Origin of the sequence: Nonlabens sp. Asnod2-A12, assembly GCF_045063745.1 — a bacterium.
Taxonomy (GTDB): Bacteria; Bacteroidota; Bacteroidia; order Flavobacteriales; family Flavobacteriaceae; genus Nonlabens; species Nonlabens xylanidelens.
Genome location: NZ_JBEFOB010000003.1, coordinates 397,238 through 423,502, shown reverse-complemented (window position 1 = coordinate 423,502; position 26,265 = coordinate 397,238). Strand labels below are relative to the sequence as shown.

The 26,265-nt window shown below is 33.4% G+C and carries 24 protein-coding genes; 10 read left to right on the top strand and 14 right to left on the bottom strand.

The genetic code is table 11. The features are described 5' to 3' along the window. Positions 1–8 precede the first annotated feature (8 nt). The 3 genes from ACJJVJ_RS02025 (at position 9) to ACJJVJ_RS02015 (ending at position 4,650) form a co-directional block, all read left to right on the top strand. Positions 9–2,027 carry a hypothetical protein gene (locus tag ACJJVJ_RS02025; RefSeq protein ID WP_104514920.1) on the top strand — a complete coding sequence of 673 codons (2,019 nt, stop codon included), beginning with the start codon at positions 9–11 and terminating at the stop codon, positions 2,025–2,027. 12 nt (positions 2,028–2,039) lie between these two features. Then, entirely contained in the window at positions 2,040–2,855 is an 816-nt protein-coding gene (locus ACJJVJ_RS02020) for a prohibitin family protein (protein ID WP_405368622.1), read from the top strand. Between the two features lie 112 nt (positions 2,856–2,967). Next, positions 2,968–4,650, top strand: a complete 1,683-nt coding sequence (locus tag ACJJVJ_RS02015; protein WP_405368620.1) for a T9SS type A sorting domain-containing protein — start codon at positions 2,968–2,970, stop codon at positions 4,648–4,650. A 348-nt stretch (positions 4,651–4,998) separates the two neighbouring features. On the opposite strand, the gene ACJJVJ_RS02010 is transcribed toward ACJJVJ_RS02015, so the two are convergent. Then, a complete protein-coding gene (locus ACJJVJ_RS02010; RefSeq protein WP_405368619.1) occupies positions 4,999–5,487 on the bottom strand; it encodes a hypothetical protein in 489 nt (162 codons plus the stop codon). A 60-nt stretch (positions 5,488–5,547) separates the two neighbouring features. Here ACJJVJ_RS02010 and panB point away from each other — a divergent pair, with 60 nt between their 5' ends. Beyond that, positions 5,548–6,366, top strand: coding sequence for a 3-methyl-2-oxobutanoate hydroxymethyltransferase (panB, locus tag ACJJVJ_RS02005; RefSeq protein ID WP_104514916.1), 819 nt, complete (start codon positions 5,548–5,550; stop codon positions 6,364–6,366). Positions 6,367–6,522: 156 nt separating this feature from the next. Here the strand turns inward: panB and ACJJVJ_RS02000 are convergent, their stop codons facing one another. Further along, positions 6,523–8,607 carry a DUF3857 domain-containing transglutaminase family protein gene (locus tag ACJJVJ_RS02000; RefSeq protein ID WP_405368617.1) on the bottom strand — a complete coding sequence of 695 codons (2,085 nt, stop codon included), beginning with the start codon at positions 8,605–8,607 and terminating at the stop codon, positions 6,523–6,525. 189 nt (positions 8,608–8,796) lie between these two features. On the opposite strand from ACJJVJ_RS02000, the gene murA reads away from it, so the two are divergent. The 3 genes from murA to ACJJVJ_RS01985 all read left to right on the top strand — a co-directional run bounded on the left by murA (position 8,797) and on the right by ACJJVJ_RS01985 (position 11,702). Beyond that, positions 8,797–10,107, top strand: coding sequence for a UDP-N-acetylglucosamine 1-carboxyvinyltransferase (gene murA / locus ACJJVJ_RS01995; RefSeq protein WP_104514910.1), 1,311 nt, complete (start codon positions 8,797–8,799; stop codon positions 10,105–10,107). A gap of 184 nt (positions 10,108–10,291) precedes the next feature. Continuing rightward, on the top strand, positions 10,292–10,903 hold the full coding sequence (locus ACJJVJ_RS01990; RefSeq protein WP_104514909.1) for a hypothetical protein: 612 nt from the start codon (positions 10,292–10,294) through the stop codon (positions 10,901–10,903). Beyond that, positions 10,896–11,702 carry a hypothetical protein gene (locus ACJJVJ_RS01985; protein ID WP_405368615.1) on the top strand — a complete coding sequence of 269 codons (807 nt, stop codon included), beginning with the start codon at positions 10,896–10,898 and terminating at the stop codon, positions 11,700–11,702. The genes ACJJVJ_RS01990 and ACJJVJ_RS01985 overlap by 8 nt, the downstream gene beginning before the upstream one ends. On the opposite strand, the gene ACJJVJ_RS01980 is transcribed toward ACJJVJ_RS01985, so the two are convergent. Beyond that, positions 11,686–12,261 carry a pseudouridine synthase gene (locus tag ACJJVJ_RS01980; RefSeq protein WP_405368613.1) on the bottom strand — a complete coding sequence of 192 codons (576 nt, stop codon included), beginning with the start codon at positions 12,259–12,261 and terminating at the stop codon, positions 11,686–11,688. The genes ACJJVJ_RS01985 and ACJJVJ_RS01980 overlap by 17 nt on opposite strands. A 95-nt stretch (positions 12,262–12,356) precedes the next feature. Here ACJJVJ_RS01980 and ACJJVJ_RS01975 point away from each other — a divergent pair, with 95 nt between their 5' ends. Then, positions 12,357–13,595, top strand: a complete 1,239-nt coding sequence (locus ACJJVJ_RS01975; protein WP_405368611.1) for a TlpA disulfide reductase family protein — start codon at positions 12,357–12,359, stop codon at positions 13,593–13,595. Here ACJJVJ_RS01975 and ACJJVJ_RS01970 read toward each other — a convergent pair. Both ACJJVJ_RS01970 and ACJJVJ_RS01965 read right to left on the bottom strand, forming a co-directional pair. Then, entirely contained in the window at positions 13,587–13,940 is a 354-nt protein-coding gene (locus ACJJVJ_RS01970; protein WP_405368610.1) for a hypothetical protein, read from the bottom strand. The genes ACJJVJ_RS01975 and ACJJVJ_RS01970 overlap by 9 nt on opposite strands. A 15-nt stretch (positions 13,941–13,955) precedes the next feature. Further along, entirely contained in the window at positions 13,956–14,555 is a 600-nt protein-coding gene (locus tag ACJJVJ_RS01965) for a CDP-alcohol phosphatidyltransferase family protein (RefSeq protein ID WP_405368608.1), read from the bottom strand. Positions 14,556–14,656: 101 nt separating this feature from the next. Between ACJJVJ_RS01965 and ACJJVJ_RS01960 the strand changes: the two genes are divergently transcribed. Continuing rightward, positions 14,657–15,619 carry a hypothetical protein gene (locus ACJJVJ_RS01960; protein ID WP_405368606.1) on the top strand — a complete coding sequence of 321 codons (963 nt, stop codon included), beginning with the start codon at positions 14,657–14,659 and terminating at the stop codon, positions 15,617–15,619. 6 nt (positions 15,620–15,625) lie between these two features. On the opposite strand, the gene ACJJVJ_RS01955 is transcribed toward ACJJVJ_RS01960, so the two are convergent. The 6 genes from ACJJVJ_RS01955 to ACJJVJ_RS01930 all read right to left on the bottom strand — a co-directional run bounded on the left by ACJJVJ_RS01955 (position 15,626) and on the right by ACJJVJ_RS01930 (position 20,465). Beyond that, the gene (locus ACJJVJ_RS01955) at positions 15,626–16,459 is read right to left on the bottom strand and encodes an alpha/beta fold hydrolase (RefSeq protein ID WP_405368604.1); all 834 of its coding nucleotides are present in this window, start codon (positions 16,457–16,459) and stop codon (positions 15,626–15,628) included. 587 nt (positions 16,460–17,046) lie between these two features. Beyond that, on the bottom strand, positions 17,047–17,664 hold the full coding sequence (locus ACJJVJ_RS01950) for an L-threonylcarbamoyladenylate synthase (RefSeq protein WP_104514901.1): 618 nt from the start codon (positions 17,662–17,664) through the stop codon (positions 17,047–17,049). A gap of 3 nt (positions 17,665–17,667) precedes the next feature. Next, on the bottom strand, positions 17,668–17,976 hold the full coding sequence (locus ACJJVJ_RS01945) for a hypothetical protein (RefSeq protein WP_405368601.1): 309 nt from the start codon (positions 17,974–17,976) through the stop codon (positions 17,668–17,670). Between the two features lie 41 nt (positions 17,977–18,017). Beyond that, positions 18,018–18,230: a DUF2945 domain-containing protein gene (locus ACJJVJ_RS01940; RefSeq protein WP_405368599.1), complete on the bottom strand. Its 213-nt coding sequence runs from the start codon at positions 18,228–18,230 to the stop codon at positions 18,018–18,020. A gap of 102 nt (positions 18,231–18,332) precedes the next feature. Continuing rightward, entirely contained in the window at positions 18,333–19,706 is a 1,374-nt protein-coding gene (locus ACJJVJ_RS01935; RefSeq protein ID WP_405368597.1) for an aldehyde dehydrogenase, read from the bottom strand. Positions 19,707–19,778: 72 nt separating this feature from the next. After that, the gene (locus tag ACJJVJ_RS01930; protein WP_405368596.1) at positions 19,779–20,465 is read right to left on the bottom strand and encodes an RluA family pseudouridine synthase; all 687 of its coding nucleotides are present in this window, start codon (positions 20,463–20,465) and stop codon (positions 19,779–19,781) included. Positions 20,466–20,787: 322 nt separating this feature from the next. Between ACJJVJ_RS01930 and ACJJVJ_RS01925 the strand changes: the two genes are divergently transcribed. After that, positions 20,788–21,930 carry a fibrinogen-like YCDxxxxGGGW domain-containing protein gene (locus ACJJVJ_RS01925; RefSeq protein WP_405368594.1) on the top strand — a complete coding sequence of 381 codons (1,143 nt, stop codon included), beginning with the start codon at positions 20,788–20,790 and terminating at the stop codon, positions 21,928–21,930. A gap of 90 nt (positions 21,931–22,020) precedes the next feature. Here the strand turns inward: ACJJVJ_RS01925 and ACJJVJ_RS01920 are convergent, their stop codons facing one another. From ACJJVJ_RS01920 to ACJJVJ_RS01910, 3 genes are all read right to left on the bottom strand, one after another. Then, positions 22,021–22,863: a hypothetical protein gene (locus ACJJVJ_RS01920; protein ID WP_405368592.1), complete on the bottom strand. Its 843-nt coding sequence runs from the start codon at positions 22,861–22,863 to the stop codon at positions 22,021–22,023. 261 nt (positions 22,864–23,124) lie between these two features. Then, complete coding sequence (locus tag ACJJVJ_RS01915; protein WP_405368590.1) at positions 23,125–23,847, bottom strand: tRNA-uridine aminocarboxypropyltransferase; 723 nt, start codon at positions 23,845–23,847, stop codon at positions 23,125–23,127. Between the two features lie 144 nt (positions 23,848–23,991). After that, positions 23,992–26,124 carry a response regulator gene (locus ACJJVJ_RS01910; protein WP_405368588.1) on the bottom strand — a complete coding sequence of 711 codons (2,133 nt, stop codon included), beginning with the start codon at positions 26,122–26,124 and terminating at the stop codon, positions 23,992–23,994. Between the last annotated feature and the right edge of the window lie 141 nt (positions 26,125–26,265).

The following is a 26,265-nucleotide window of genomic DNA, read 5'->3' as shown; positions in this document are numbered from 1 at the left end:
ATTATTTCATGACCGTAATTTTAATGATTATTGCTGCAGTAGTAGCTGCCTTAATAGCTCTTTTTCAATACGGTTACATAAGTAAGACTAAGAATACTAAGAAAAAACCGTGGTTTGCGTTATTGCGCTTTCTCACGGTTTTTTGTATTCTATTGTTATTTATTGCCCCTCGATTTGACTCAAAAACTTATGAGTCTTTATTACCACAACTTATCGTTATGGTAGACGATTCTAAATCTGTAGATTATTTAGAAGCTAAAAGCACGATTAAAAATGATCTCGATCTATTACTAGAAAATGAAGATCTACAATCCAAATTTGATATTCAGGTTTTCCAATTTTCTGAAGATATAAAACCCATAGACTCCTTAGGATTTAATAAGGCTGATACCGATTTAGGTAAAGCTATTACACAACCACAAGAACTATTCAAAAATAGAAATAAAGCTATAGTGGTACTTACCGATGGTAACCAGACTACCGGTAACAGCTATGAATACTCTAAGTTAGATGCTAAGACTAGTTTATATCCTATTATTTACGGTGATACCACCCAATATGCCGATTTACAAATTACCAACATAAACGTTAATAGATATTCTTATCTAGATAACGAGTTCCCAGTAGAGGTGTTTATCTCTTATCAAGGAAATGAAAATGTGACACGCAATTTTACCATTACTCAAGGAAATAAGACCTTATATAAAGAGTCGTTTAACTTTGATGCTACGCACAGGTCTGCTATTGCTAGTTTTAATTTGACCAGTACTTCAGTAGGGACACAGTCTATGGTTGCTGCCATTGCAACACTATCTAGTGAAAAAAATACTAAGAATAATTACCGCAGCTTTGCCGTAGAGGTGATCGATCAACAAACTAATGTGTTGATATTAAGTGATATCATGCATCCTGATATCGGTAATTTAAAAAAGGCTATTGAGTCTAACCAGCAACGTAAAGTGACTATTAAAAACACATCTCAATCTTATGATCTTAATGATTATAATTTGGTTGTGATGTATGGTGTAGGTTCCGCTTTCGCGAAAGCGTACTCACAACAAGCTGCATTGAATAAAAATACTTGGGTAATTACTGGACCAGATCCAGATTTAGGTTATCTCAATGCTAATAATAAAGCATTTCAAATAGAAACAGATAACGAGTATGATGACGCACAACCTATACTCAATGATTCTTACGCAACATTTAATTTAGATCAACTCAATTTTGAAGATTATCCACCTGTGGCGGTACCATTCGGTGATATTAAATTTAATACTAATATAGATGTTCTTTTCTATAAGCAAATAGGTAGTATTGCGACTACACAACCTATATGGTTTACGTATGAAAATGGAGAAACTAAACATGCGGTGACTCTAGCAAGTGGTTTATGGAGGTGGAGAGCTCAAAGTTTTTTAAATAATAAAGACTTTAAAAACTTTGATGATCTTGTGAGCAGTCAGGTGCAATACCTTGCGAGTAATAAAAAACGCAATAGACTAGAGGTTACTTATGAGACATTTTATTATCAGAATAAAGCGATAGAAATTAATGCTCAATACCTAGATAAAAACTATGAGTTTGAAGATAATGGAATCTTAAATATAGTTTTAAAAAATAAGGAATCTAAGGAAAGTGTCACAAGACCATTTGTATTGAGTGGTAACTCGTACTCGGTAGATTTAAGTGGTTTAAATGCTGGTGATTACACATTTACGGTAAAAGTAGAAAATGATCAATTATCTAGGTCGGGCTCTTTTAGTATTCTAGAATACGATATAGAAAAACAACAAGTAAATGCTAGCGATGCTGGTATGAAAAAATTAGTCGGTCCGTCTAACGTGATGTATCAAGGACAAGTTAATCAGTTAATTAATAAATTAAATAACGACCCTTTATTACAAACCATCGAGAGAGCAACGATTAAACAGAGCAGCCTCATAGACTGGCAGTATTTACTAGGTATTATCCTATTATTGCTCGGTTTAGAATGGTTTTTAAGAAAATATAACGGATTAGTTTAAAAAAATAGAATTATGGAAAAATTACCCAAGGCAGTAGTGTTTGCATTAGCAGGCGTTGTATTACTTATTATCGTCATTATTAAAAGTTCGGTAGTAATAGAATCTGGGCAGGCAGGAGTTTTGTTTCAAACTTTAAATAGTGGTATCGATAGAGAGAATACTTATGGAGAAGGTTTTCATATCATTGCCCCATGGAATGATATGATTATTTATCCAGTAAGACAACTTTCTGTTTCTGATCAAATGAAAGTTCTATCTGTAAATGGACTAGAAGTAACGGTAGATGCAACGGTATGGTATAAGCCAGAGTATTTAAAATTACCTTATTTACATCAAGAAAAGGGTCGTACTTACAAAGACGATATCTTAATACCAGGTATAAGTGCTGCTGCAAGAAGTGTGGTAGGACGTTACACACCAGAACAATTGTACTCTAGTAAGCGCGATGTGATACAAAACGAAATTCTAGAAGAAGTACAAAATAAACTCGCTTCTCAATACATTATAGTAAGTGAAGTTCTTGTAAAGGATGTTACATTACCAGCTAAAATTAAGGCCGCTATCGAGCGTAAACTAGAACAAGAACAAGAAGCGTTAGAATACGAGTTCAGACTTGCTAGAGCAACAAAAGAAGCTCAAAGACAAAAGATTGATGCCGAAGGTAAAGCGGTTGCAAACAAAATTTTAAGCGCCTCTTTAACAGATAAGATTCTTACAGAAAAAGGAATCGAGGCAACTTTAAAACTAGCTGAATCTCCTAATTCTAAAGTCATCGTTGTAGGTGGTGGCGAGAGCGGTGGTTTACCTATCATTTTAGGGAATCAGTAACAGATATTATTAAATTTTAAAAAGCGCAAATCTTATGATTTGCGCTTTTTTTATTTCTAATAGATTGATTGTGAAATGATTTCTTATCTTTAAAAACAATTAAACAACCACCATGTCTAGATTTTTCCTTTTAGTTCTTATTACGTTCGGATTTCAATTTACACAATCTCAGTGTATACCAGCAACTCAATTTGAGTACTCAAATTTTACAGGTACTTCTGTCCAATTGAACTGGCAGAGTACTGGATCAGCCACATTATGGGAAGTTGAATTCGGTGTTGCTCCCTATACACAAGGTTCTGGCGGAGTTATAATTGCCACAGCGGCAAACAATATGATTATATCAGGTTTAACTCCTGGTGTTCAATATGAATTTTATGTGAGATCTATTTGCGGTAGTGAGTCGTCTACATTTGTTGGTCCATTATTAGTTCCTGGAAATTATAATTCTATCTCAGGAAATGTTTCTTATGACATTGATTTGAATGGCTGTACGACTTCAGATCCTGGAGCTACCGGTTTACTAATTACTGCTACAGATGCTTCTTCAGGAATTGATTTTTATGCGGTTACTGATGTAAATGGTGATTATACACTTTACGTTCCTGATGGTATATTCAATGTAAGCAGTGTGTTTTTAAATTCCAGTATTTCGGCTTTACCAGCGTCTGCAACCATTAATTTTCCTAATGCTACAAATAGTGCTACACAAGACTTTTGTTTAACACCTACAGCTATAGAGGAAGATATTGCGGTAAGTATTATACCATTGTTTCAAGCAAGACCAGGATTTGATGTTAGTTATGAAATTACAGTAATGAACCAAGGAACAGTACCTGTTTCAGATGCTCTTCTATTTACTTATCCTAACGATGTAATGAATCTATTGACAGCCGTTCCTTCGGTTACCGCTTCAACCGCAAATAGTTTGAGCTGGGATTATTCTTTACAGCCTTTACAAAGCTTAACCTATGAAATAAGTTTCAATTTAAATCCGCCTACGCATCCTACTTTTCCGCTTAATGGAGGAGATGTTATAAATTTCAGCGCATCGACTTATCTTACTGGAGCAGACGTGAATTTATTAAATAATACGGATCAATTGTATCAAACCCTTGTGAACAGCTACGATCCTAATGATAAAACTTGTCTACAAGGCAATAGGATAGAGCCAGACATGATAGGCGAGTACTTGGATTATATGATACGTTTTGAAAATACTGGTACGGCACGTGCCATCAATGTAAGAGTTAAAGATGTCATTGATACTTCAAAGTTTGATTTAGATAGTTTTGTACCGCTCAGTTCTAGTCATGAGTATTATGCGAGCATTACAAACGGTAACGAAATAGAATTTCACTTTGACGACATCAACTTAGATTTTAACGATGCGACTAATGATGGTTATGTACTATTCAAAATCAAAACATTGAATACGCTAGCAGTAGGTGATAGCTTTGATAACACAGCCGAAATCTATTTTGACTTCAACTTTCCTATAATCACGAATACAGAGACAGTAACTATTTCAAATACCGCAAGTGTGGATGAACATTCTGAAAATAGCATCTTACTATCTCCTAATCCATCTCAAGACTTTATAAGTCTTGATGCTTCTTTCACGATTAATTCGCTTGTGATATATGATGTCCAAGGAAGGCTGCAATCTCAATATGATGAGTCAACAACTGATTTTGAAGCACCTATTTCTATTGCAAAATTAAATCAAGGTGTTTATTTTCTTGTTGTAAAAAGCGATCAAGGTCAGGAAACCTTGAAGTTTATTAAGAAATAAAGATTGTTTGGGTTGTGAAGTTAAAGCACTTGGATTATCAACAAGCAACGTGTCAAACCCTTTTCGTTAGTAGCAAGCTACTTAACTTTTTTCCCTTCATCTGAAGGGAAATACTGTATTTAGATATTTTTATAATTACCTCCTGAAATTAATCAATCATAAATACATTTTTAATTTTTACTAAGTCGAGCGCATCTGTGATACGTTTGAACTATCTGAGCATTTGCAATGCGCATTGCTGCAAGTAATAAAAGAGCTTTACAAAATGTTCTAAGGAATGAAGCCTTGAATCTGTTTGCAAAGTAATTTTCAGCTTCAACTTAAGTTTAGGTTTAAGTTTAAATTTATCTACGACCCATAAATACGAGTATCAGCAATACCTACGATCACCCATTTGTCGTCTATAAAAAACAGCGTGAACTTATTTGTACCTATGTGGGATAGAAATTCATTATAATAGAACTCATAGGTAGCGGTAACGGTCGCTATTTGAGAATCGCTGTCATAACTAAGCTCGATAAGTCGCTCTTCAAATGGAATGCTGTCTGGTATTGCGGCTAGATTTTTTAAGAAAAGAGAGGTTCCTGTAGTACTTATTTTACGTTCTTCTCCTTTTATGGTCATAGACGTGAGTTGGATATCTAGAAGCATCGATTCTTTCAATGCGGTAGTATCGCGGGCATGAAAATTCTTAAAAAAGCTTTTTACGGCATCTACAGCGGTAGGTGTTTTTATTTCTTCTTTAATTTCTACTTGTGTAGTGTCTTGTGGTACAGTTTTTTGAGAGTTAGCTTTCGCGAAAGCGAGAACGAAAACAATAATAAATAGATGTCTCATAATCTTACAATTTAATTGAGCTGTAATATTAGTACTTTTGCTACACTTAAAACAAGTTTTATGTCTACTGCAAAGAAGCAATATAAAAGAGTGACTGTAAAATCACTTACTGAAATGAAAGCAAACAACGAGAAGATCTCGATGTTAACGGCTTATGACTATACCATGGCAAAGATTATCGATAGTGCTGGTATAGATGTTATTCTGGTAGGTGATAGTGCGAGTAATGTAATGGCTGGACATGAGACTACGTTACCTATAACGCTGGACCAGATGATTTATCATGCGAGTAGTGTGGTGAGAGCTGTGGAGCGTGCACTGGTTGTGGTAGATTTACCATTCGGTAGTTATCAAAGTGACCCTAAAGAGGCTTTACGTAGTGCGATACGTATTATGAAAGAGAGTGGTGGCCATAGTGTGAAGTTAGAAGGTGGTAGCGAGGTAAAAGAATCTATTAAACGTATTCTACATGCTGGTATACCGGTTATGGGACATCTAGGTCTAACGCCACAATCTATTTATAAATTTGGTACGTACACGGTAAGAGCTAAAGAAGCTGAAGAGGCTGAAAAACTAGTACAAGATGCGCTAGCGTTAGAAAGATGGGGTTGTTTTGCTCTAGTATTAGAAAAGGTACCTGCTGCACTTGCACAAAAGGTAGCAGAGCAGCTTACTATTCCTGTAATAGGTATAGGGGCAGGCGCTGGTGTAGATGGACAGGTTCTTGTATCTCACGACATGTTCGGTATGACACATGAGTTTAACCCACGTTTTTTACGACGCTATTTAAATCTTTATGAAGAGATGGGTAATGCTGTTGCTAATTACGTTAAGGATGTTAAGGCTGTAGATTTTCCTAATGATGAGGAGCAGTATTAAGTAATTTAATTACTACGAACTTTAAATAGTTGATATATAAAAAGGCTGAAAACTATACGGTATAGTTTTCAGCCTTTTTAAGTTTGTACTTAATCAGATATTTTTCTATTTATTATTTATACAGAATGAATAGTCGAAAAATGTAAAGGGTTAATATTAATAAAAAGGGTCGATATGTTTCTTATTACGCTGACTGTACCAGACTATTAATAAGATGATAACAATGATTACAAATAGAACTAAAAGCATGATCATAAAAGTCTCTACTGTATTAGAAGATTTACTAGCTTTATTAATGAAACTATTTCCTACAGCCATGCTAGAAGGGATGTATATCTGGTAACCTAGGGTTTCATTTACTTTATTTACTTGTTTTGAATATTCCTTAAATTCAGATGGGTTGATATGGTCTTTTTTGTACTTCAATAAGTAGGTAAGGTCTATTTCGTTTTTACGCTTGTTATATTTTACATCCCATTTATAGTCAAAAGCAGTACAGTTAAATTCTTCTTGCTCGTTATTCACATCCCATCGAGAGCCTAATATCACTTTGATTTTATGTTGCTTAGTTGATGGGTAATATAAATCTAAAGGATCATTGCGCTCTTCCTTATTAGGAGTATATAAAATACCTTCTATGCTAGAAGGTGTAAAATGTGCCATGATATAACCTTCTTTTTCTGGCATAGGTCTCCATAGACTATCGATCTTGTATTCTTCGGTTACTTCAAATTTATTGAGCTCTAAATCGTCTTTAAACTCTGGTTTTTTAGTAGACTCAATATTGTAATAATAGTTAGAATAATAGTTTTTATACTCTTTGGTTATCGTATTGATACTATTGTTTTTAAAGTATCCTCGCATAGCATCTGCCTCATAGTCATAGAAGACAGTTTTAACTTTTAAAGTAGCTCCTTTGCCAGTTTCTTCTAGTTCATAGACATCATAAACCTCTACAGTGTTCTTAGAATGACTCGTAATTTGATCTAAGTCTGTGTTTTCTGGTTTAATAACCAGTCCATACTGGTAATCTGGGAAATGTGTTTTATCATAAACACCACCTTGATTACTAATGGTAGGGTCATAGTATAAATCTGTTCCTGCAGCATCAATAACTTTTACTACACAGTGATCAAAGAAAATAGGTGATGGAAGAAACTCTGTGATAGATTGCTTTAAAAAACTACTAACTAACATAGGATAGGCTTCTATTCCCATTTCATTGAGCATAGAAGACATGAGTAAACTTTTATCTTTACAGTCACCAAAGCGCTGCTCAATGACCTGATTAGGCATAAAAGGTTTATAGGCTCCTATACCGTCTTCAAGACCTAGATACCTGATATCATCTTGAACAAAATTTAAAGTAGCAGCTATTTTCTCTCCATCAGTAGAATTTTCTTGTTTGATGTTATTAATTGTTTTTAATAATTCTTTATTTGGTTTTTCTTTTAAGGTAAAAGTATCTATTCCCCATTTTACCACGTCTTTCCATGAATCATAATCACTAACAATTACTAGTTGGTAATCTATTTTCCAGTTAGGACTGTAATCTTCATAAGTAACTGTTTTTGTGTTTTCATTATTCCAGTGGTATTTTTTTAAACCATTAACAGTAGTGATTTGTGGCTCACTAGGGTTGTTGATACCTTTAATATGTAACTCATTTTCTGATAGTAATGTGATAGACATTTTACCTATAGGTTCATAACTATTGAGGTAATAAGAGTCAGAAAATTTGTTTTTATGAATAGGGTTAAAACCTTTAATAGTATAACTGTATTCCACTATATCATCTGACCTAACGTCAGATATATTCATAACGGCAGACATTGTACCGTCGTACATATAATTTTCTGCATCAGATTCACGGCGCATTAATTGAAAATTATCCGGCTTTAATTTATCGATAACTTCTCCATCTCTAAGGACTTTTATAGAATGGAATTTTAAGGTTTGATACTTAGGGTCATAACTTACATTTATGGTAGATGCTTGTTGTACGCCTACATTTTCAAATATTTTAGTAGCATATTTTGTATAGGACTCCTGTTTAGGTATGTTTACTTGGTGATCGGAAAGTAAGGTTAAGGTTCCTTGATTTAAATCATCATAATTAACATCTGGAGTAGGGCTGTAAGTTACTTTTTCTAGCCAGTTGGGTGCAATTCCCGTTTCTACTTGAGCTATTGAGAATAAAGCCGTAAGTAAAAAGGCAATGGATAAGGTAATGGTTTTCACTAAGGTTGGATTTGGTTGGTAACAAATGTAAAATATAATTCTATACTATTTTAAGAGATATAAACCGCTTTTAAAATAGATATTAAGGTAAGAATCTAGCATGTTCATTAATTATGAATTATAACCTTCATAATGTTTTAAAAACTTCGGCGAGTTCGTTATTTTTAAAAATTACAATTAAAGAAATACATGGGAACATTTATAATAGAAGGTGGACATCAATTAAAAGGTGATATACAACCACAAGGAGCTAAAAATGAAGCACTTCAAATACTTTGTGCCGTTTTACTAACAGACCAGCCAGTAGAGATTAATAATGTTCCGAACATTATCGACGTTAATAAACTGATTGCTTTATTGAATAACCTAGGTGTAAAAGTGACTAAAAATGGTCCAGAATCTTACACTTTTCAAGCAGATAATATAAATCTAGACTGGTTACAGTCCGAAGAGTATAAAATACAAGGTCGTGGACTACGTGGTTCTATCATGTTAGTAGGTCCATTATTAGCACGTTTTGGAAAAGGATATATTCCACGTCCAGGTGGTGATAAAATAGGACGTCGTCGTCTAGACACACACTTTGAAGGTTTCATTAAACTAGGAGCAAAATTCAGATACAACAAAGAAGAATATTTCTATGGTGTAGAGGCAGACGAGCTTCATGGAGCGTATATGCTACTAGATGAGGCATCAGTTACAGGTACAGCAAATATTGTTATGGCAGCAGTTCTTGCCAAAGGAAAAACAACTATTTACAACGCTGCATGTGAGCCTTATTTACAGCAACTATGTAACATGCTAGTGCGCATGGGTGCAAATATCTCTGGTATAGGTTCTAACATGCTGATAATAGAAGGTGTGGAAAAATTAGGTGGTACAACACACCGCATTCTACCTGATATGATTGAAATAGGTAGCTGGATAGGTCTTGCTGCGATGACTAAGTCAGAGGTTACCATCAAAAATGTAGCTTATGACGAGTTGGGTATCATTCCAGCAACTTTCAGAAAACTAGGAATTACTATAGAACGTCGTGGAGATGATATTTTTATTCCTGCACACAATGATGGTTATGAAATCCAGAATTACATCGATGGTTCTATTCTTACCATTTCTGACGCTCCATGGCCAGGTTTTACTCCAGATTTATTGAGTATCGTTCTAGTAGTGGCAACACAGGCTAGAGGTAGTGTATTGATACACCAGAAAATGTTTGAAAGTCGTTTATTCTTTGTGGATAAATTGATCGATATGGGAGCAAAAATTATTCTTTGCGATCCACATAGAGCGAGTGTAATAGGTTATGATTTTGAATCTCAATTAAAGGCTACCACTATGACTAGCCCAGATATTAGAGCTGGTATTTCTTTACTTATCGCTGCTTTAAGTGCAAAAGGGACAAGTACCATCCACAACATTGAACAAATCGATCGTGGTTATCAAAACATAGATAGCAGACTGCGTGCAATAGGTGCCAAAATCAAGCGATTAGATTAAAATTTAAAAGCTATAATTTTTCTGTTTTAGGTTACGCTTTCGCGAAAGCGTAACCAGAATAGATAATTAATAATAAATTTCATTTGTTTAAATCTTGCTTAAAAACAACGAGTTATCACGACATTTTAACTTAAAATAACTTCTCTGTGATCATTTTAGGCAGGGAATTTGATAACTTGCAGGTATGAGAAAGGTTATTGCATTCATATTTATTTTATCTACAGGGTATTCTTTTGCACAAGAGATTCCTAACACAGCTCCACGTACTATAGAACCAGTACCGCAAACTACTACAGGAGGTTCTATGTTGTTTCCAGAAAAGAAGGAGACGAAAACATATACCAGACCCAAAGAAAATAATGAGATCAAAATGCGTCAAGAGACCGATCTTGTAGATCCAGGTATTAAGTATCAAAAGCAAAAATTTAAAAAAGATGCTCCGGTAGGTGCAGGTTTTAGAAGTGATACTTTTCTAGGCGAAATAAGAACCGGTGAGAAATTACTTAGGCTTGTTTGTAGAGATCACCAATTTGAAGATGGAGATCTAGTGCGTATATGGCAAGATGATAAGATTCTTGTGGAAAAAATATACCTAAGAAATGTCTATCAAGGAGTTAGTATACCTCTTAAAGATGGATTCAATAAAATAGAAATTGAAGCCTTAAACCAAGGGTCTTCTGGTCCCAACACAGCAGAGTTTAAAGTGATGGATACTAAAGGTAAAGTAGTACAACAAAACATATGGAACCTTGCGTCTGGTGTAAAAGCTACTTTGATTATTTTGAAGAATGAGTAAGGCTTTAGTAGTAATTTTATTTTTTATTCCATTTTTATCTTTAGGAATGGAGTGCGGAATAAGTACTACACAGTTATTTCCTGAAAATCATAATATTGATGTAGATCAATTATTTATGCTACAAAATGGAATGGAAACTGAGAAGAGCCTATTTTCTATTAATAATTTTGATTACTCCTTGAGATCTGAACAAGGTGAAATAATCGACCTACTTATTTTTGATTCTACAAGAATAAATTTACATGCTCAAATACTATTAAAGCCTGACTGTCCATTAAAAATGGGAACCAAGTATTTTTTTTATTCTCAGTTTAAATATAATGATGAAAAATTTCCTGACTTACCTGATGAATGGTTTGAAAAAAAAAGATGGAAAGGTAAATTTTTTATTGTAGACTCTGCAAAGGATTATAGTGTACACAAAGATTTACATTTAGATTACAAAGAGATAGTAGGTGCAAAGGAATTAAAGCAATCATCTTCAATAGGTTTTACACTTTTGGTAGGCTTGGAGCCTAATTATTTTCTCTTGAGTTATAAGGTCTGGTATGAGGTTACTATAAGAAATTCAAAAGGAGAAATGTATAGAACTTATTTGAAGCCCTATCAAGGCAATTTTGAAATAGGTTATTGGGAATGTGGTGGTAATATGCGATTTGATCCCAATTTGAGTTATGAAATAAAATCTACTGCAATGGCTATGAATGGATTAAAAAACACTGTTTCTGAATGGAGATCAATTACAAATCCATGGAAAGAAGTAGATCCTCTCGTTAGGAAAACTATAATAGGTCGGTAATTTCCACAACAGTTTTTTTATTAAGATTTTCTAAGGTAAATGCTCCTATGCGTACACGAGCAAGTCGCAATACAGGAAATCCTACTGCAGCGCACATCTTACGTACCTGTCTAAATTTTCCTTCTTTTAAAGTCACAGAAACCCAAGAAGTAGGACCGTGGCGATCGTCTCGTACACGTTGTAACGTTGCTGGTAAATCAGGGGTTTGTACTACTATTTTTGCCTGACATTCTTTGGTTAAGTAAATAGAGCCATTTATGCTTATCTCGATTCCTGAGGTCATTTTTTCAATTGCCTCTTTTGTAATAATACCATCTACCTGTGCATAGTATTCTTTTTCTACCTTACCGTGTTTATTAATATGACTGCTTAATTTGCCGTCTGTAGTAATCATTAATAGGCCTTCACTAGTTTCATCTAATCTGCCTACAGCCATGCTATCTGTCGGGAAATCAAATAGCTCTCCTAAAAACTTCTTGTTTTTTTGATGCCTGTCGTTAGTCATAAACTGACTAAGCATTTTATAAGGTTTGTAGATTAAAAAGTGTCGATGCTCCATGTGGCGAAGTTCTTAAAATATAGCCGATTTACTAAATAAATATTAATAAATTGAATCGTAATAATTACGTGATAATTATGCAATAAACTTGCAGTATGAAAAAATTACTATTTCTTTCGCTCGTTATACTACTTTCCTCTTGTAAAGAAGAGTCTACCCAAGCCGTAGCTTTATCATTATCTCCTGGCAACTGGAGACTAACCTTTGATTTAGGTAATGACAAAGAATTACCGGTACAATTAAAGGTAAATGAAGACCATACCTTAACGATGTTTAATGCAAATGAAGAAATTATCGTTACAGAGATCACCATAGAAGGAGACTCTATTTTTATAAAACCTCCAGTTTTTGAAGGATACTTTAAAGGTAAATTTCAATCTAATGAGTTAATAACAGGAGAACACGTTAAACCTAGTCTAGATAGAGTAGTACCATTTACAATGACTGCAGGAAAAGATTATCGTTTTGCGTCGATTGAAGATGCTACAACATCTTCCTTTTTATCTGGTAGCTATGAAACTGTTTTCAGTCCAGACAGTGAGTCAGATCGTTACATTGCAAAAGGTGTTTTTACTCAAGAAGGAAATAATGTAACAGGTACTTTTGAAACTACTACAGGAGATTATAGATTTCTTGAAGGTGCTGTGTTAAATGATACTTTAAAGTTATCCACTTTTGACGGTGCTCATGCTTTTCTATTTGAAGCAGCTGTAAAAGACAGTGTTCTAGAAGGATATTTTTATAGTGGTAATCACTGGAAAGAACCATTTACTGCAGTTCTTAATAACGATTATAATCTACCAGATGCTACAACGCTTACTTATTTAAAAGAAGGGTATGATTCTGTAGATTTTAGTTTTAAAGATGTAAATGGAAAGCAAGTTAGCTTACAAGATGCAGAATTTAAAGATCAGGTTGTTGTAGTGCAGTTATTAGGTAGCTGGTGTCCTAACTGTCTAGAAGAGACTAGATTTTTTCAAGAATATATCAACTCTCAAAACCCTAATGTAAAATTTATAGGTTTAGCATTTGAATATGCACCTACCGAAAAAGCTGCTATGCAATCTATAAAAAGACTGATTAAGGCAGAGAACGTTACGTATCCTATTTTATTAGCTCAATATGGTTCTACAGATAAGAAAACAGCAAATGAAAAGTTGCCAATGCTTAACCATGTATTATCATACCCTACCAGTATTTATATAGATAAATCTGGTAAAGTGAGACGTATACACACCGGTTATAATGGACTGGCAACTGGTCAGAAGCATGAACGATTTAAAGAAGAATTCTACGAGTTCTTAGGAGAACTGCAAGCAGAAACTCTAGAATAGATCTCTCATTATTTGTGGTGGTATCGCGAGTTCTTGCTCTTTCATAGTTACAGGTATTCTAATTAATTTAAGTAAAGAAAGTCCAGAGGTTAATAAAACCATTCTCAATTCTTCAATTTTAGAATTGGTTAATTGAATACTCAAAACCGACTCTTTTCCTACCTTTATGTGGCTAGGCATTAAAGAGAGTAATTGTTTTCTCTTTGTGTTGCACAATTCGTCTAGCTTTAAGTCTAAGTAACTTGTGCCTATATTTTTTTGTAGCATAATCCACAGTTGTGTAAATGTAGTAGTAGATACCTTTTCTTCAAATATGGCATAATATTGTTGTACTAGGTTTTTCATAATTATAGGTTTTAGTTAGCCGTTTAATAAATCATTTCTTTTAAAATCGATACCCTTTCTTATCAAGTAAGCATGGTATGCACTCGGTATATCATGCGTCCATTTAGGAAGTATGATAGTGATAAGTATTCTATCTATATGCGATATAAGTCCCATGACTATAGCTAGTGCAAAGGGAATTCCTGAATGATTAAAACCTATCAACGATGTAAAAGCAACGAGTAAAGTAATACCCCACAATTTTGATAGAAATGCATGTGTACAAGTTTCCTTTTTAAATTTAACCAGACTTATCACGTAGCATGCAATCTCCATAGCAAGAATTACATATATAGAAACGTAATTATTTGCAATAAGTTGTGGATAGAGTATCCACGTGGCAAATCCTATAGAAAGCCAAAACACCATATCTGTCTGACTATCCATTCTTCTTAAACTAGTACTGGAAACACCTTGTTTTCTTGCTACTATACCATCTAGAATGTCAGAGATCAACCCTAGATACATGAGCACTATTATGGTTGTTTTAGAATCGTCACCTATAAAATAGGCAAGTCCTAAAATAATGGGAGCAAGTAATAAACGGAATAGAATGAGCACTTTAGGAATATTCATAATAGGTAGTTTTTTTATTATATTCCAAATCTATTGTGTTTTTTAAAACAAGATTTGCGTTAAATAAGTATTTCGTACTTTTAATTTGTGAATAACGCAAAATGAAAAAACAAGACTTAATTATTAATCGCTTTCGCGAAAGCGTAACTGACCAAACATCTTTTATACAACAAGTAGCAAATGTCTTAGATATAAGTTATGATGCTGCCTATAGACGTATTCAAGGTAAAGCAAAATTAACAGCAGATGAAGCTATGGAACTGGCAAAAACAGGGCAGTTCTCACTGGATAATATCATGGTGCAAGATGTAAAATTAAGTGCACTAGGCGAGGCTACTACTCATGTGAATTCTATTAAGAGTATGGAAGAATATCTAGTAGAAACAGTCAAGAACCTCACGCAACTAGGTAAAGATGGTGTGCGTTTTGAGTACAGTGCAAAGGATATTCCTGTGTACCATCATTTTGATAATAGTGAACTGGCTAGGTTTAAAATTTATGTGTGGTTGCAACTTATGGATCCTACATTTATGGAAACTAAATATGAGAACTTTCACCTGACTATGGAAATGAAGTCGGCGATGAAGGAAATAGCACAACTCATTGAACGATTTGAGGTGTGTGAAATATGGAATGATACTACAGTAACTAGCAGTCTCAAGCAGATCGATTATTTTCTTACCGCAGGAATGTTACGACTAGAAGACGCTAGAATATTGTGTAAAGACATTAAAAACCTAATTGCTTTAAAGCAAAAAGAACTGCTTACAGATCGTTATGACATACACTATCATGAATTATTAATAATGACCAATAATTCTATTGCTTATAAGCATGGCAAGCCTGTGGCTGGCTTTGTCACTATGACCATGTTGGGTTACATAAGATTTACGGCTAGTAATATGTTGCACCGCATTGAAGGATATTTTAAACACCAGTTGAAACAGGCTACTTCCTTATCACATTCTAATTCTAAAGAGCGTGCACGTTTTTTCAATAAAATAGAGCAAAAAATAAACGCTCTAGAAAAATCTCTAGAGCGCTATGAAGTTTTAGATTTTTAAAAAATGTTATTTGATAAAATCTAATAGCAGTTGATTAAGTTCTCCTTTATGAGTAACATAAAGTCCATGTGGAGCACCTTTGATAATTTCTAATTTTGAGTCTTTTACTATCTCGTGTCCTTGTTTAGAACTAGGTTCTATAGGTACAATATTATCGGCATCACCATGTATAAATAGGGTAGGGACATCTATTTTTTCTAGTGCCTGACGAAGATCTGTTCTACCGAATGCGTTGATGCAATCCAGCGAGCCTTTAGGACTTGCACCAGCTGCTATCTGGAAATTATAGTCCAGCTGACCTTGAGAAATGCGATCTTTATTATCGTCATAGTTCACAAACCCATTACCAAAACCTTTTAAGAATCCAGCTCGATCTTTTCTCACATTATCTTCCATTCCTTTAAATACCTCGTCAGGAGCACCGCTAGGGTTGTCATCTGTTTTGAGTAGGTAAGGAGCGATAGAGCTTATAAAGATCAATTTATCTATTTTACTAGTTCCATAAGTATCTACATATTGAGCCAGCTCACCACCTGCCATAGAAAAACCAGCAAGAATAACGTTATCTAGATCTAATTGTTCAATTAAGTCATGTAGGTCGCTAGCCATAGTGTTATAATCATAACCATTATATGGTCTAGAAGAACGACCAAAACCTCTACGGTCATAAGTAATTACACGATAACCAGCATCTACTAGTACAGGTACTTGATATTCCCATTGTGCGCCACTTAAAGGCCATCCATGTATTAAAATTATAGGTTGTCCGCTACCGTGATCTTCAAAATAGATACTTACGTTAGCATCTTGTTGTGCAGTTTCTTTTTCTAAATAAGACATTATTATAGTGTTTTTATTTCTTCTAAAATTAGAGATTAAATAGATACCATTCTAATAAGAAAGTGTGAAATAAGAAAGCTTTGTGAGTAAAGTAAACAGGAATTAATTAACCTTCTTTTTAACTCTCAGGAGTTTACAAACTATTAAAATCAATAAAGAAAGAAAAGAGATAAGTAAAGAGATGATAATAAGTAACCTAAAGTTATTTTCTTCTGGAAAAACTGTATTTATGTAATACCGTTTTGGAAGATCAGGCAAATAAATTGTTGAGTATACAAAATTTGATAAAGTAGAATAGACAAATAAAGAAAAACAAACTGTAAATATTAATGATAGTAATGAAAAAGCTTTAAATTTTTTCAAGCTTAAAATAAAAATTATCAAACTTGAAATAATTCCGAAAATAAGAATAGAGTAAAGAAATCAATAGAAGAAAAAAGGTAATAGGTGTCATGAATATTGATATCCATTGTAGACTCTCTTAAATGTATAGTTTCTGATAAAACATACATATAAGTAATAATGCTAATCGCAAAAATTAGAATACTAGTATAAAACTCTGTCTTATGAAATCTAGAAATCAAGGTTTATAAATCTATAGATCCTTTTCCTTCACGTATGATTATTGGCTCATCTTCAGTAAGGTCTACGATAGTAGAACCTATGTTACCACCATAACCGCCATCTATAACATAGTCCACTAGGTTATCCCATTTCTCTGCAATAAGACTAGGGTCTGTAGTGTATTCTACCACTTCATCTTCATCTTTAATAGAAGTAGAGATAATAGGATTGCCTAATAGTTTTACTAATTCTATAGCAATATTATTATCCGGCACACGTATTCCTACCGTTTTCTTTTTCTTAAAAACAGTCGGTAAATTGTTATTACCTGGTAAAATAAAGGTATAAGGACCTGGCAGGTTGCGCTTTAATATTTTAAAAGTATGAGAGTCTATCTGGCTTACATAATCACTTAGATTACTTAAGTCTTCACAGATAAAAGAAAAGTTAGCCTTTTCTAGTTTCACACCTTTAATTCTAGCAATTTTTTCTAAGGCAGGTTTATTAGTAATATCACACCCTAGACCATAGACAGTATCTGTAGGATATATAACTAGAGCACCAGCGCGCATTGCTTTAACTATACGTTCTAGTTCTTTTTGATTAGGATTATCCTCGTAAATTTTAATTAACTGTGCCATAATTTAATACTGCGGATTGATAAACGATTTTATAGGAATCCATAAAAAAGCAAGTGCCATAATTGCAATAATTATTTTAATCCAAAATTTAAGATTGCTATTACCAGAATTAGGTACTGCTTCGTATCTATATTTTCCGTTTCTATCTATTTTTATAGAAACAGAGCTCTTAGGAGCGTCGGTATTTGAGCGTTGACTTTTTAAAAACCACAACCAGGCGACCACAAAAAAACTCGCTATAAATAGCAAGCCCAAAAGGCTTTGTGCGCTAGACGCTAGCAATTGTTGTGATGTAATTAAAGATAGATCCAAAATGGGAATATTAAATTGTTAAATTTAGTCATTTAAAATGATTAATCGGCACGTTCTACTTCACTTTCTAGTTTTAAAACACTATCACCATCTTCCTGTTTAATATAAAGAGCTTTGTTTCCTTCTTCACCATTTCTAGTGACTTCATTTCCATCGATCTTTCTCGTTACTTTCTTAGAAAACGTAGACTCTACTTTACCTGTTGCGGTACCGTTTCCCCATTTCCACTTTACCATAGACCCTTCCTTAATCATGTCTTTTTTCCTTAAAGATAGTTGTGGTTCCGCTTTCGCGAAAGCGTGCTAACAACATCTTAACGACACTTTATGACCATTTTGTGAATGCTGCGATTAAGATTATAACCACTGAAGTAATTTTTTTATAGTTTTCAATTTCCCTTGATATGGTGCATATTTTAAAGGTAAATCTATCCAGGTGCCACGATGTACAACACTCTTATAATGTGAAAAAGTTTCAAACGTTTTTTCTCCATGGTACGATCCCATACCACTGTTACCGACGCCACCAAAGGGAAGGCGGTCATTTATAAACTGAACGATACTGTCGTTGATAACACCACCGCCAAAGGAAAATCTGTTCAAAAACCATTTCTCAAATTTAGAATTGCTGGTAAAACAATAAGCACCTAGAGGTTTTTCATAACTATCTATCCACTGTTCAAGGTCTTCTTTGTTTTCATAACTGATGACAGGTAAAATAGGACCAAAAATTTCTTGTTGCATCACCTTACTCTCACGACTAGGCTCATCTATCAAAGTAGGAGTGAGGTATAACGATGCCCTGTCATTATCACCACCTTGTAGAATAGTTTCATTTTCTAACATTTCCATGAGTCTATCAAACTGATCGTTTCTTATGATTCTAGGCAGGTCTGGAGAGCTTTTTACATCGGCTCCAAAGAATTGATGAATTTGTTTTTTAATCTCACCCACCAGTTCTTCTTTTACATCTTTGTGCACGAGTAAGTAATCTGGAGCAATGCAAGTCTGTCCTGCATTTAAGAATTTTGCCCAGACGATACGTTTTGCAGCAACTTTTAAATGCGCAGTACTATCTATGACACATGGATTTTTACCACCTAATTCTAGAGTCACAGGAGTGAGGTGTTTTGCCGCGGCCTGATATATTTTTTTACCTACGGCCGGACTACCTGTAAAAAAGATGTAATTCCATGGCAAAGCAGTTAATTCTTGTGCTACGGTAGCATCACCTAGAGCAACACAAACATGCTCTTTTACAAAAGCTTCTTCTATAATATCACTTAATAATTGAGAGGTAGCAGTGGTGAATTCGCTCGGTTTTAACACCACTGTGTTACCAGCAGCTACCGCACCTATTAATGGGCCTAATGCGAGTTGAAATGGATAGTTCCACGGTGAGATAATTAATGTATTACCATAAGGTTCTGGATATCTTCTAGACCTAGATGGAAAGTTGAGTATAGAAGGTCTAACCTTTTTAGGTTGAGATAGTTTACGAGTTTTCTTAATGTAGCTTTTAAGTTCTCCTAAGATAACATTGTACTCGGTAAGAAAAGCTTCAAATTCACTCTTAGAAAGATCGGTTGCAAGTGCTTTATAGATCTCTTTTTCTCGACTTTCTATGGCTTTTTTGAGAAGCTGTAAACTCTTAATGCGATAAGATACATCTACCGTTTTACGAGTTTTAAAAAAGTCTAGTTGTGATTTATGGAGTTGCTTTGCATTCATATTTTGTGACTATGAAAAGTAAAGCTAAGTAATAATCAACGTAAAATGTTAACTATTAAGAAAACATAAGAATTAAAGCTTTGAAACAGCTTTCCAGATAGGGTCTTTAACATTTACTGGTGCGGTAATTTTTACAGCTTCTTTTTTTACCGGATGGATAAATTCTAAAAACCTAGCATGTAGGTGTATGCTGCCATCTTTGTTGCTGCGTTTTGCTCCATATTTTAAATCACCTTTGATAACACAACCTATCTTGCTTAATTGAGATCTTATTTGGTGGTGTCTACCAGTTTCTAATTTAACTTCTAATAAGGTGTAACGATCTAATTCTTTAATTACAGTATAGGAAAGTACAGCCTTTTTTGAATTAGGCACTTCGTGGTCGTGAGCATAACTTTTATTCTGTTTAGGATTGCGCACGAGGTAATGCTCTAGTCGAGCGGTTTTATTAGGAGCTTTACCTTCTATAATCGCCCAGTAAGTTTTTTCTGTTTTATGCTCAGAAAAAAGTTTATTCATTCTAGGCAATGCTTTTGAGGTACGAGCAAATATCACTACACCACTAGTAGGTCTATCTAGCCTATGTACAACGCCTAAAAATACAGCGCCTGGTTTATCATATTTCTTTGCGATATAGTCTTTAATTAAATCTGGCAGTATTTCATCTCCAGTTTTATCTCCTTGAACTAGATCACCAGATTGTTTATTAATCGCTATAAGATGATTGTCTTCAAAAAGTATGCGATGGGTAAGGGACATAAAATAAGTTCTTCCTACAAAGGTAAAACACTTGTTGCGTTCTAGAACATCTAAGTAGGTATATAGTGTTTAATTTTAATTTAAATATGGAGCTCTTTAATGAAACAAAAGCGTTTAAAATAAGTACATGCTGCTTTGTTAATACGTGTAAATACTGCATTTATCGATTAAATACAGCATAATTTATACTATTTAAAACGGTTTATAAGTGGTTGCATGAAGGAATCTGATTATTATTAAAATTTCTTATTAATTATCTAAAGTTAAATGATTTAATGACTTATAATTGTAGGGTAATACTATTAATATTAAGTTAAATTCTATGCTCAAGTTTCATTGCGTATTAATAATTGTTCTGATTAGTTTTAATGTTGGTTTTTCACAAGTAGGTATAGGAACTGCGGCTCCAGATGCTTCTAGTGCATTACATATAGAATCTACAGATCAAGGTGTTTTATTACCTAGAATGACTGAAGTACAAAGGGATAATATTCTATCTCCTGCCGAAGGTCTTTTTATTTATAATCTAGACAGTAATTGTTTTCAATACTATAAAGGCTCTTCTTGGTCTGGATGTTTAGGAGAAATGCCTATTAACTCATTAGATTGTTCTTCTACTAGTATAAATGGAGGTTACCAAGCGGGAAGTCCTTTAAATCCTAGTAATACACTAACGGTAGACGTATTTGTTAATGTGATAGAACCTTATACCATTACTACCAATACTGTGAATGGATATAGCTTTTCTGCATCTGGAGCATTTACTTCTATAGGTTTAAATACGATTACATTAAACGGTACTGGTACTCCTATAAATGAACAAACAGATAATTTTACAGTTACCTTAATGGGGCGCGGCGCTAGTTGTAATGCAAGTACTACTGTGACTAATGTGTTTGAATCCTGTCTCGCTTATTATAATGCTGGCGCTAGAACTGACGGTGTTTATACGATAGATCCTGATGGTGCTGGTAGTAACCCATCTTATGATTGTTATTGTGATATGACTAACGATGGCGGTGGTTGGACTTTAGTATTTGCTCATAATACAGCTGGAGGTTATTTTTCAAATGATGCTCAAGCAAATGAGTTTAATGTAGCCTCTCCAGGATTATCCACAAACAAATATTCTATTTTAAGCAAACTAGATGAAGTCAAATCTGCAGCAGGTTATGAATTTAGATTGCATTACCCAACGTTAAATTTAACTAATCACTGGAGCCAAACATTTGACCCTAGAAGTGGAGCATCTAGTACAAGTCCTGTAACTGGTTACACACCTATAAATATTTCTATGACTAACAATGGATGGGGTGGACTTGAATCATCTGGTGGTAATACCTATCTAGATGGAACAGTTAACAGTGGTAACTGGTTTTATTCTATAGGTAGTGTTAACTCCTGGAATGGAGGTCTTCCTTCTAACTCTACACCAGTAGATAGAGTACAGCTATTTGTAAGATAATTAGTTATAGATATCTCAGATTAAAAAAATCTCCCAAAAACAACTTGTTGTTTTTGGGAGATTTTTTAATTAAAACAAAATAATAGAATCTTACTTCTTTTTTTTGTGGTCCTTATCCTCATCTTGATTGTGAGTTTTTAACCATTCTTCACCTTTCTTATCTTTAAAAAAGTCCATCCACACATAATATAAAACTTTATCTTCTTCTACTGTTACAGAGTGGCTGGAGCCTAGAGGAATGTGTAAAACAGAGTATTCTGGAAAATCTACTTGAGCATCGTCTGCATACACGGTACAATCATTATCAGTTAAACCTAAGAATAATTGTTCTAACATAGGGTGTTCATGAGCACCTACTTTATCAGGACCAGTAGTTTGCACGGTTCCCATAGCTATTCTAGGAATAATTTTATTAGGTAAAATAGTACGACTTACTGTATTAGGACTTTTAATAGGCTCTGTATAAGATTTACAATCGGTGAATTTTGCATAATATACATTTTCAGTATTCTCTTTAGGGAATTCTTTTAAGTCCATTATATCTTGATCCGTTAATTTACTGGTTATCTTTAAATAGTGCAACGTTTCACTAGGTGTCGTTTCTATTTTAATATGATCAATAGCATTAGGTAAAAATATAGTCTCAGGCACAATTTCATAGCTTTTATCTGCCGCAATGACTTTTCCTGATCCTTTCATGAATAAATAAATGGTTCTATAACCTTCTTGGTATGTATCTACTTGAGTTTTCTCATCTCCTAAAGCGACGTGATCCACATGAATTCCTTCTATTTCATTTTCTAAAATAGATTTAGAATTCATCTTAGAATTACTAATCGATTGTGTTTCTAATTGTTCTAAGGGGATTTCTTGTGCTTGTATAACTGGAAAAATGGCAAAGAGAGTTAGTAACGATAAAATGTTCTTTTTCATTTGTTAAGGTTTTAGATATTATGAGAAAATATACAACTTATTAAAATTCTTAAAGTACTACAATAGACAAGTATAATACAATTGCCTATGTGGTAATGTGTTATCGCTTTCGCGAAAGCGAATTAAACATCTATCTCTTATAGTGTTTTGTATTACTCGATATTTGAGTTAGTACTATGTATTCTAAAGGCAGTGTCCTAAATTGGTTTAGTTTTTAATGAGTAAAAAGAAGTATTTGTATTATAAATTTCTTGTTGAAAACTACGACTCTAGAATAGTACTTCTTTGTGTATTCTTTTTGTATTGATTTTTAGGAGCGATCTTTTTGCTTGCTGTTCGAGAATAGTTCTTACTATTTGGGTTAAGGAAATATTCCATTTGATATTCAATCATTTTTTCAAACGGAACGAGAAACTTACTCGTATCACAATTTTCTAAATTGTTAGTTTTAAGCAAATTAATTACTGTGTAAACAGATTCAATCGTACTTAAGCATAGAGGTTCTGGTTGCTGCTTGATGATAAACTTTGATTTAATAGTATTGTCGAAGCTCACTCTTTTAAGCTGTTGTAAGTTCTTACTCAGTTTAAGCATTTTACGAGCACAGGGCCAGGTACCATCTAATATAAATAGATAGGGATGCTGTCCCATAAAATCATTCATTTCTGTACTATTACTGGTGGATAAGTTGAAACTTTGTTTACCAGGATAGAGTAGGAAAGAAGCGTTATTTTGATCTGAAAGAATTTCATTAACACGTTGATGCTTATTAAAATCAACACCTACTATGATTTCTGCATTCTCTAGTTGTAGGTGGGTCATGTGACCGGTACCGTTTTTCTGTTTCTTATACTCTTTAGGGTGCATTAAGATAACAAAACGAGTATTAGTTGTTAACGGTTTGATAAAGTCACAAATGCAAGTGCTTACTGGCCTCATGCAAGTATAACACTGGTTTCTATGCTGTTTTAATTCTTCTTGCAATGTAATTCTATCATTTACTATCAGGCTGTAAATTTAAGAGTTTGAATCAATCTGTCTAGAATTATCACAAGAATAAATGAAGCTAATGATACAACGAGTATTGATTTATAATTTTTGTAATTTAAAAGTTATCGTTTAGGTATGTTAACTGTAAACACTCTGTATAATAGCTTTTAAAGTTTCTTTATCTATAGGTTTATTGATAATATCTAGTATTCCAACATTATTGCATCGCTCTTTTACTTCACTGATTTGTAATGCTGTTAACGCTATTATTGGAATATTTTTGTTTTGTGTAGTAATTGCTTTTGAGGCTTCAAACCCATTCATAATAGGCATGTTGAGATCCATTAGGATTAAGTCAAAATAGTTACTGTTAAATTCTTTTAGAGCTTCTTGTCCGTTGATGGCAATGGTACAGTCATGCCCTAGCAAATTTATTAGTTTTTGAGTTACTATTTGATTGATTTTATTATCCTCGACAACTAATATTTGTAGACTTTTATGTTCTGTACTAGTATATCGTGCGGTTTCTCCATTTGGAACTTCACATTCTAGTATAAAAGAGAATTCAGATCCTATACCTACATCACTCTTAACATATAATTTGCTGCCCATCATCTTTATTAGAGACTTTACAATGGGTAGTCCTAAACCTATTCCATAAGAAGTATTTTCTTCTAGATTACCTTGATTAAAATTATCAAAAATTATAGACAGATCCTCTTTTGAAATCCCTGATCCTGTGTCAGAAACTTTAAATTCAATATAATGCTTTGTAGCCTCTTTATTTATCAATTTTATGGAAAAGGTAACAGCACCATTTGTAGTATGCTTTATAGCATTATCAATGAGTTTAGTGATTACTTCTGATAGACTATTACCATCTATAATATAGTGTTCTAATATGTCATCTGAAATATCAAGTGTTAATTGAGTTTCTTGTTGATCGGCTAGATAATTTAATGAATTTACTATGTTTCTTAATAAATCGTGTAAATTGGTTTTAGCTACTTTTAAACTGATTTTATTAGATTCTACCTCCTTAATTTTAAGAATATTATTTATAACGACTTTTAAATGGTCTCCAGAAAATTTTAGAGAATTTAAAAGCCCTTTTTTTGTATTTATTATTGATGGGTTTTCAATAAGCATTCCGGTAATACCCATAATTCCATACAACGGTGTTCTTAAATCGTGGCTAATATTTATTAATAGGTCTGATGTTAATTTATTAGCATGTTCAGCTTCATTCTTAGCTCGTACAAGTGCTTTATTCTTTTTTTCAAGTTTTTGATAAGACAATTGCTTCTTATAGTTGTAAAAAATAAGAAAGGAAGTACTTAGAAATAGTAACGTACCGATTCCCACTACGGTAATAAAATTAGCCTTTAATTGAGAGGCTTCAGCTTTTTCTTTAAATTCATTAACCTTAAAATCTGCTGTTACTTCTTCTACCTGAAGACTTTTTTCTGTATTAAAGTCTAGATCTTTATAATAATGCATTTTCTTAAGACTTGCTAAGGCCAGGTCATAAGCTCCTAACGCTTCATGTATTTCGCTTTTGAAATCATATATATCTATGAGTTCTTTATTAAGCGCATGTTCTTCTGCTATTTTAAGAGCTTTATTAATATATTTAAGTGCAAGGCTATGATCTCTTTTTTGGTTGTGATAAATAGCAAAGTTTAAATTTTGCAATAATGGATGCAAAGGGTTTTCTTTTTCAATTCTAGGTAGTAGCTCATTAGCTTTAAGAATAAAAGGATATGCTTTGTCTGGATTTTTAAAATTTAAATACATACCAGCTATGTTATAGTAGGTGTAAAATGAATGTTCATTTTTTCCTGCTTCTAGAGTGTATGATATCGATCTTTCAAAATAACCTGCAGCTTTATCTGCTGTACTCTTATCTATTGAATATATATTACCTAATCCATTAAGTGAGGCTACATTTACAAAATAGTCATCTGTTTTTTTGTCTAGTGCTATTTGGTAATACTCTTTTGCATTATCACTATCATTAATGGCTTGATAGGTGTTAGCTAGACTCACATAAGCCCGTGCTTGCAATAGTTTATCCGTAGTTTTATTTGCATGTTGCACTGCTGAAGTTGCAAATTTCAATCCATCTTTATAGTTACCACTTATATTTTTATTCTTAGATAAGGAAATTAAAACGTTCACACTATCTGCAACCTTACTTGTACTGTTTTGAGAAAAAGTAGATGCGCTATAGCAAAATATTAGTAAGATAAGGAGTAGCTTTTTCGTCAAAAGAAATACTTTAATGAAGTTAAAAGATATACAAGAATATTTTAATAACTAGATATTTTTATTTTTTTACGATAAAGTGCATGTTATAAAAAATAATTCCAAATTCTTTAACCTCATTTGCCCATAATTAATCTTTTATAT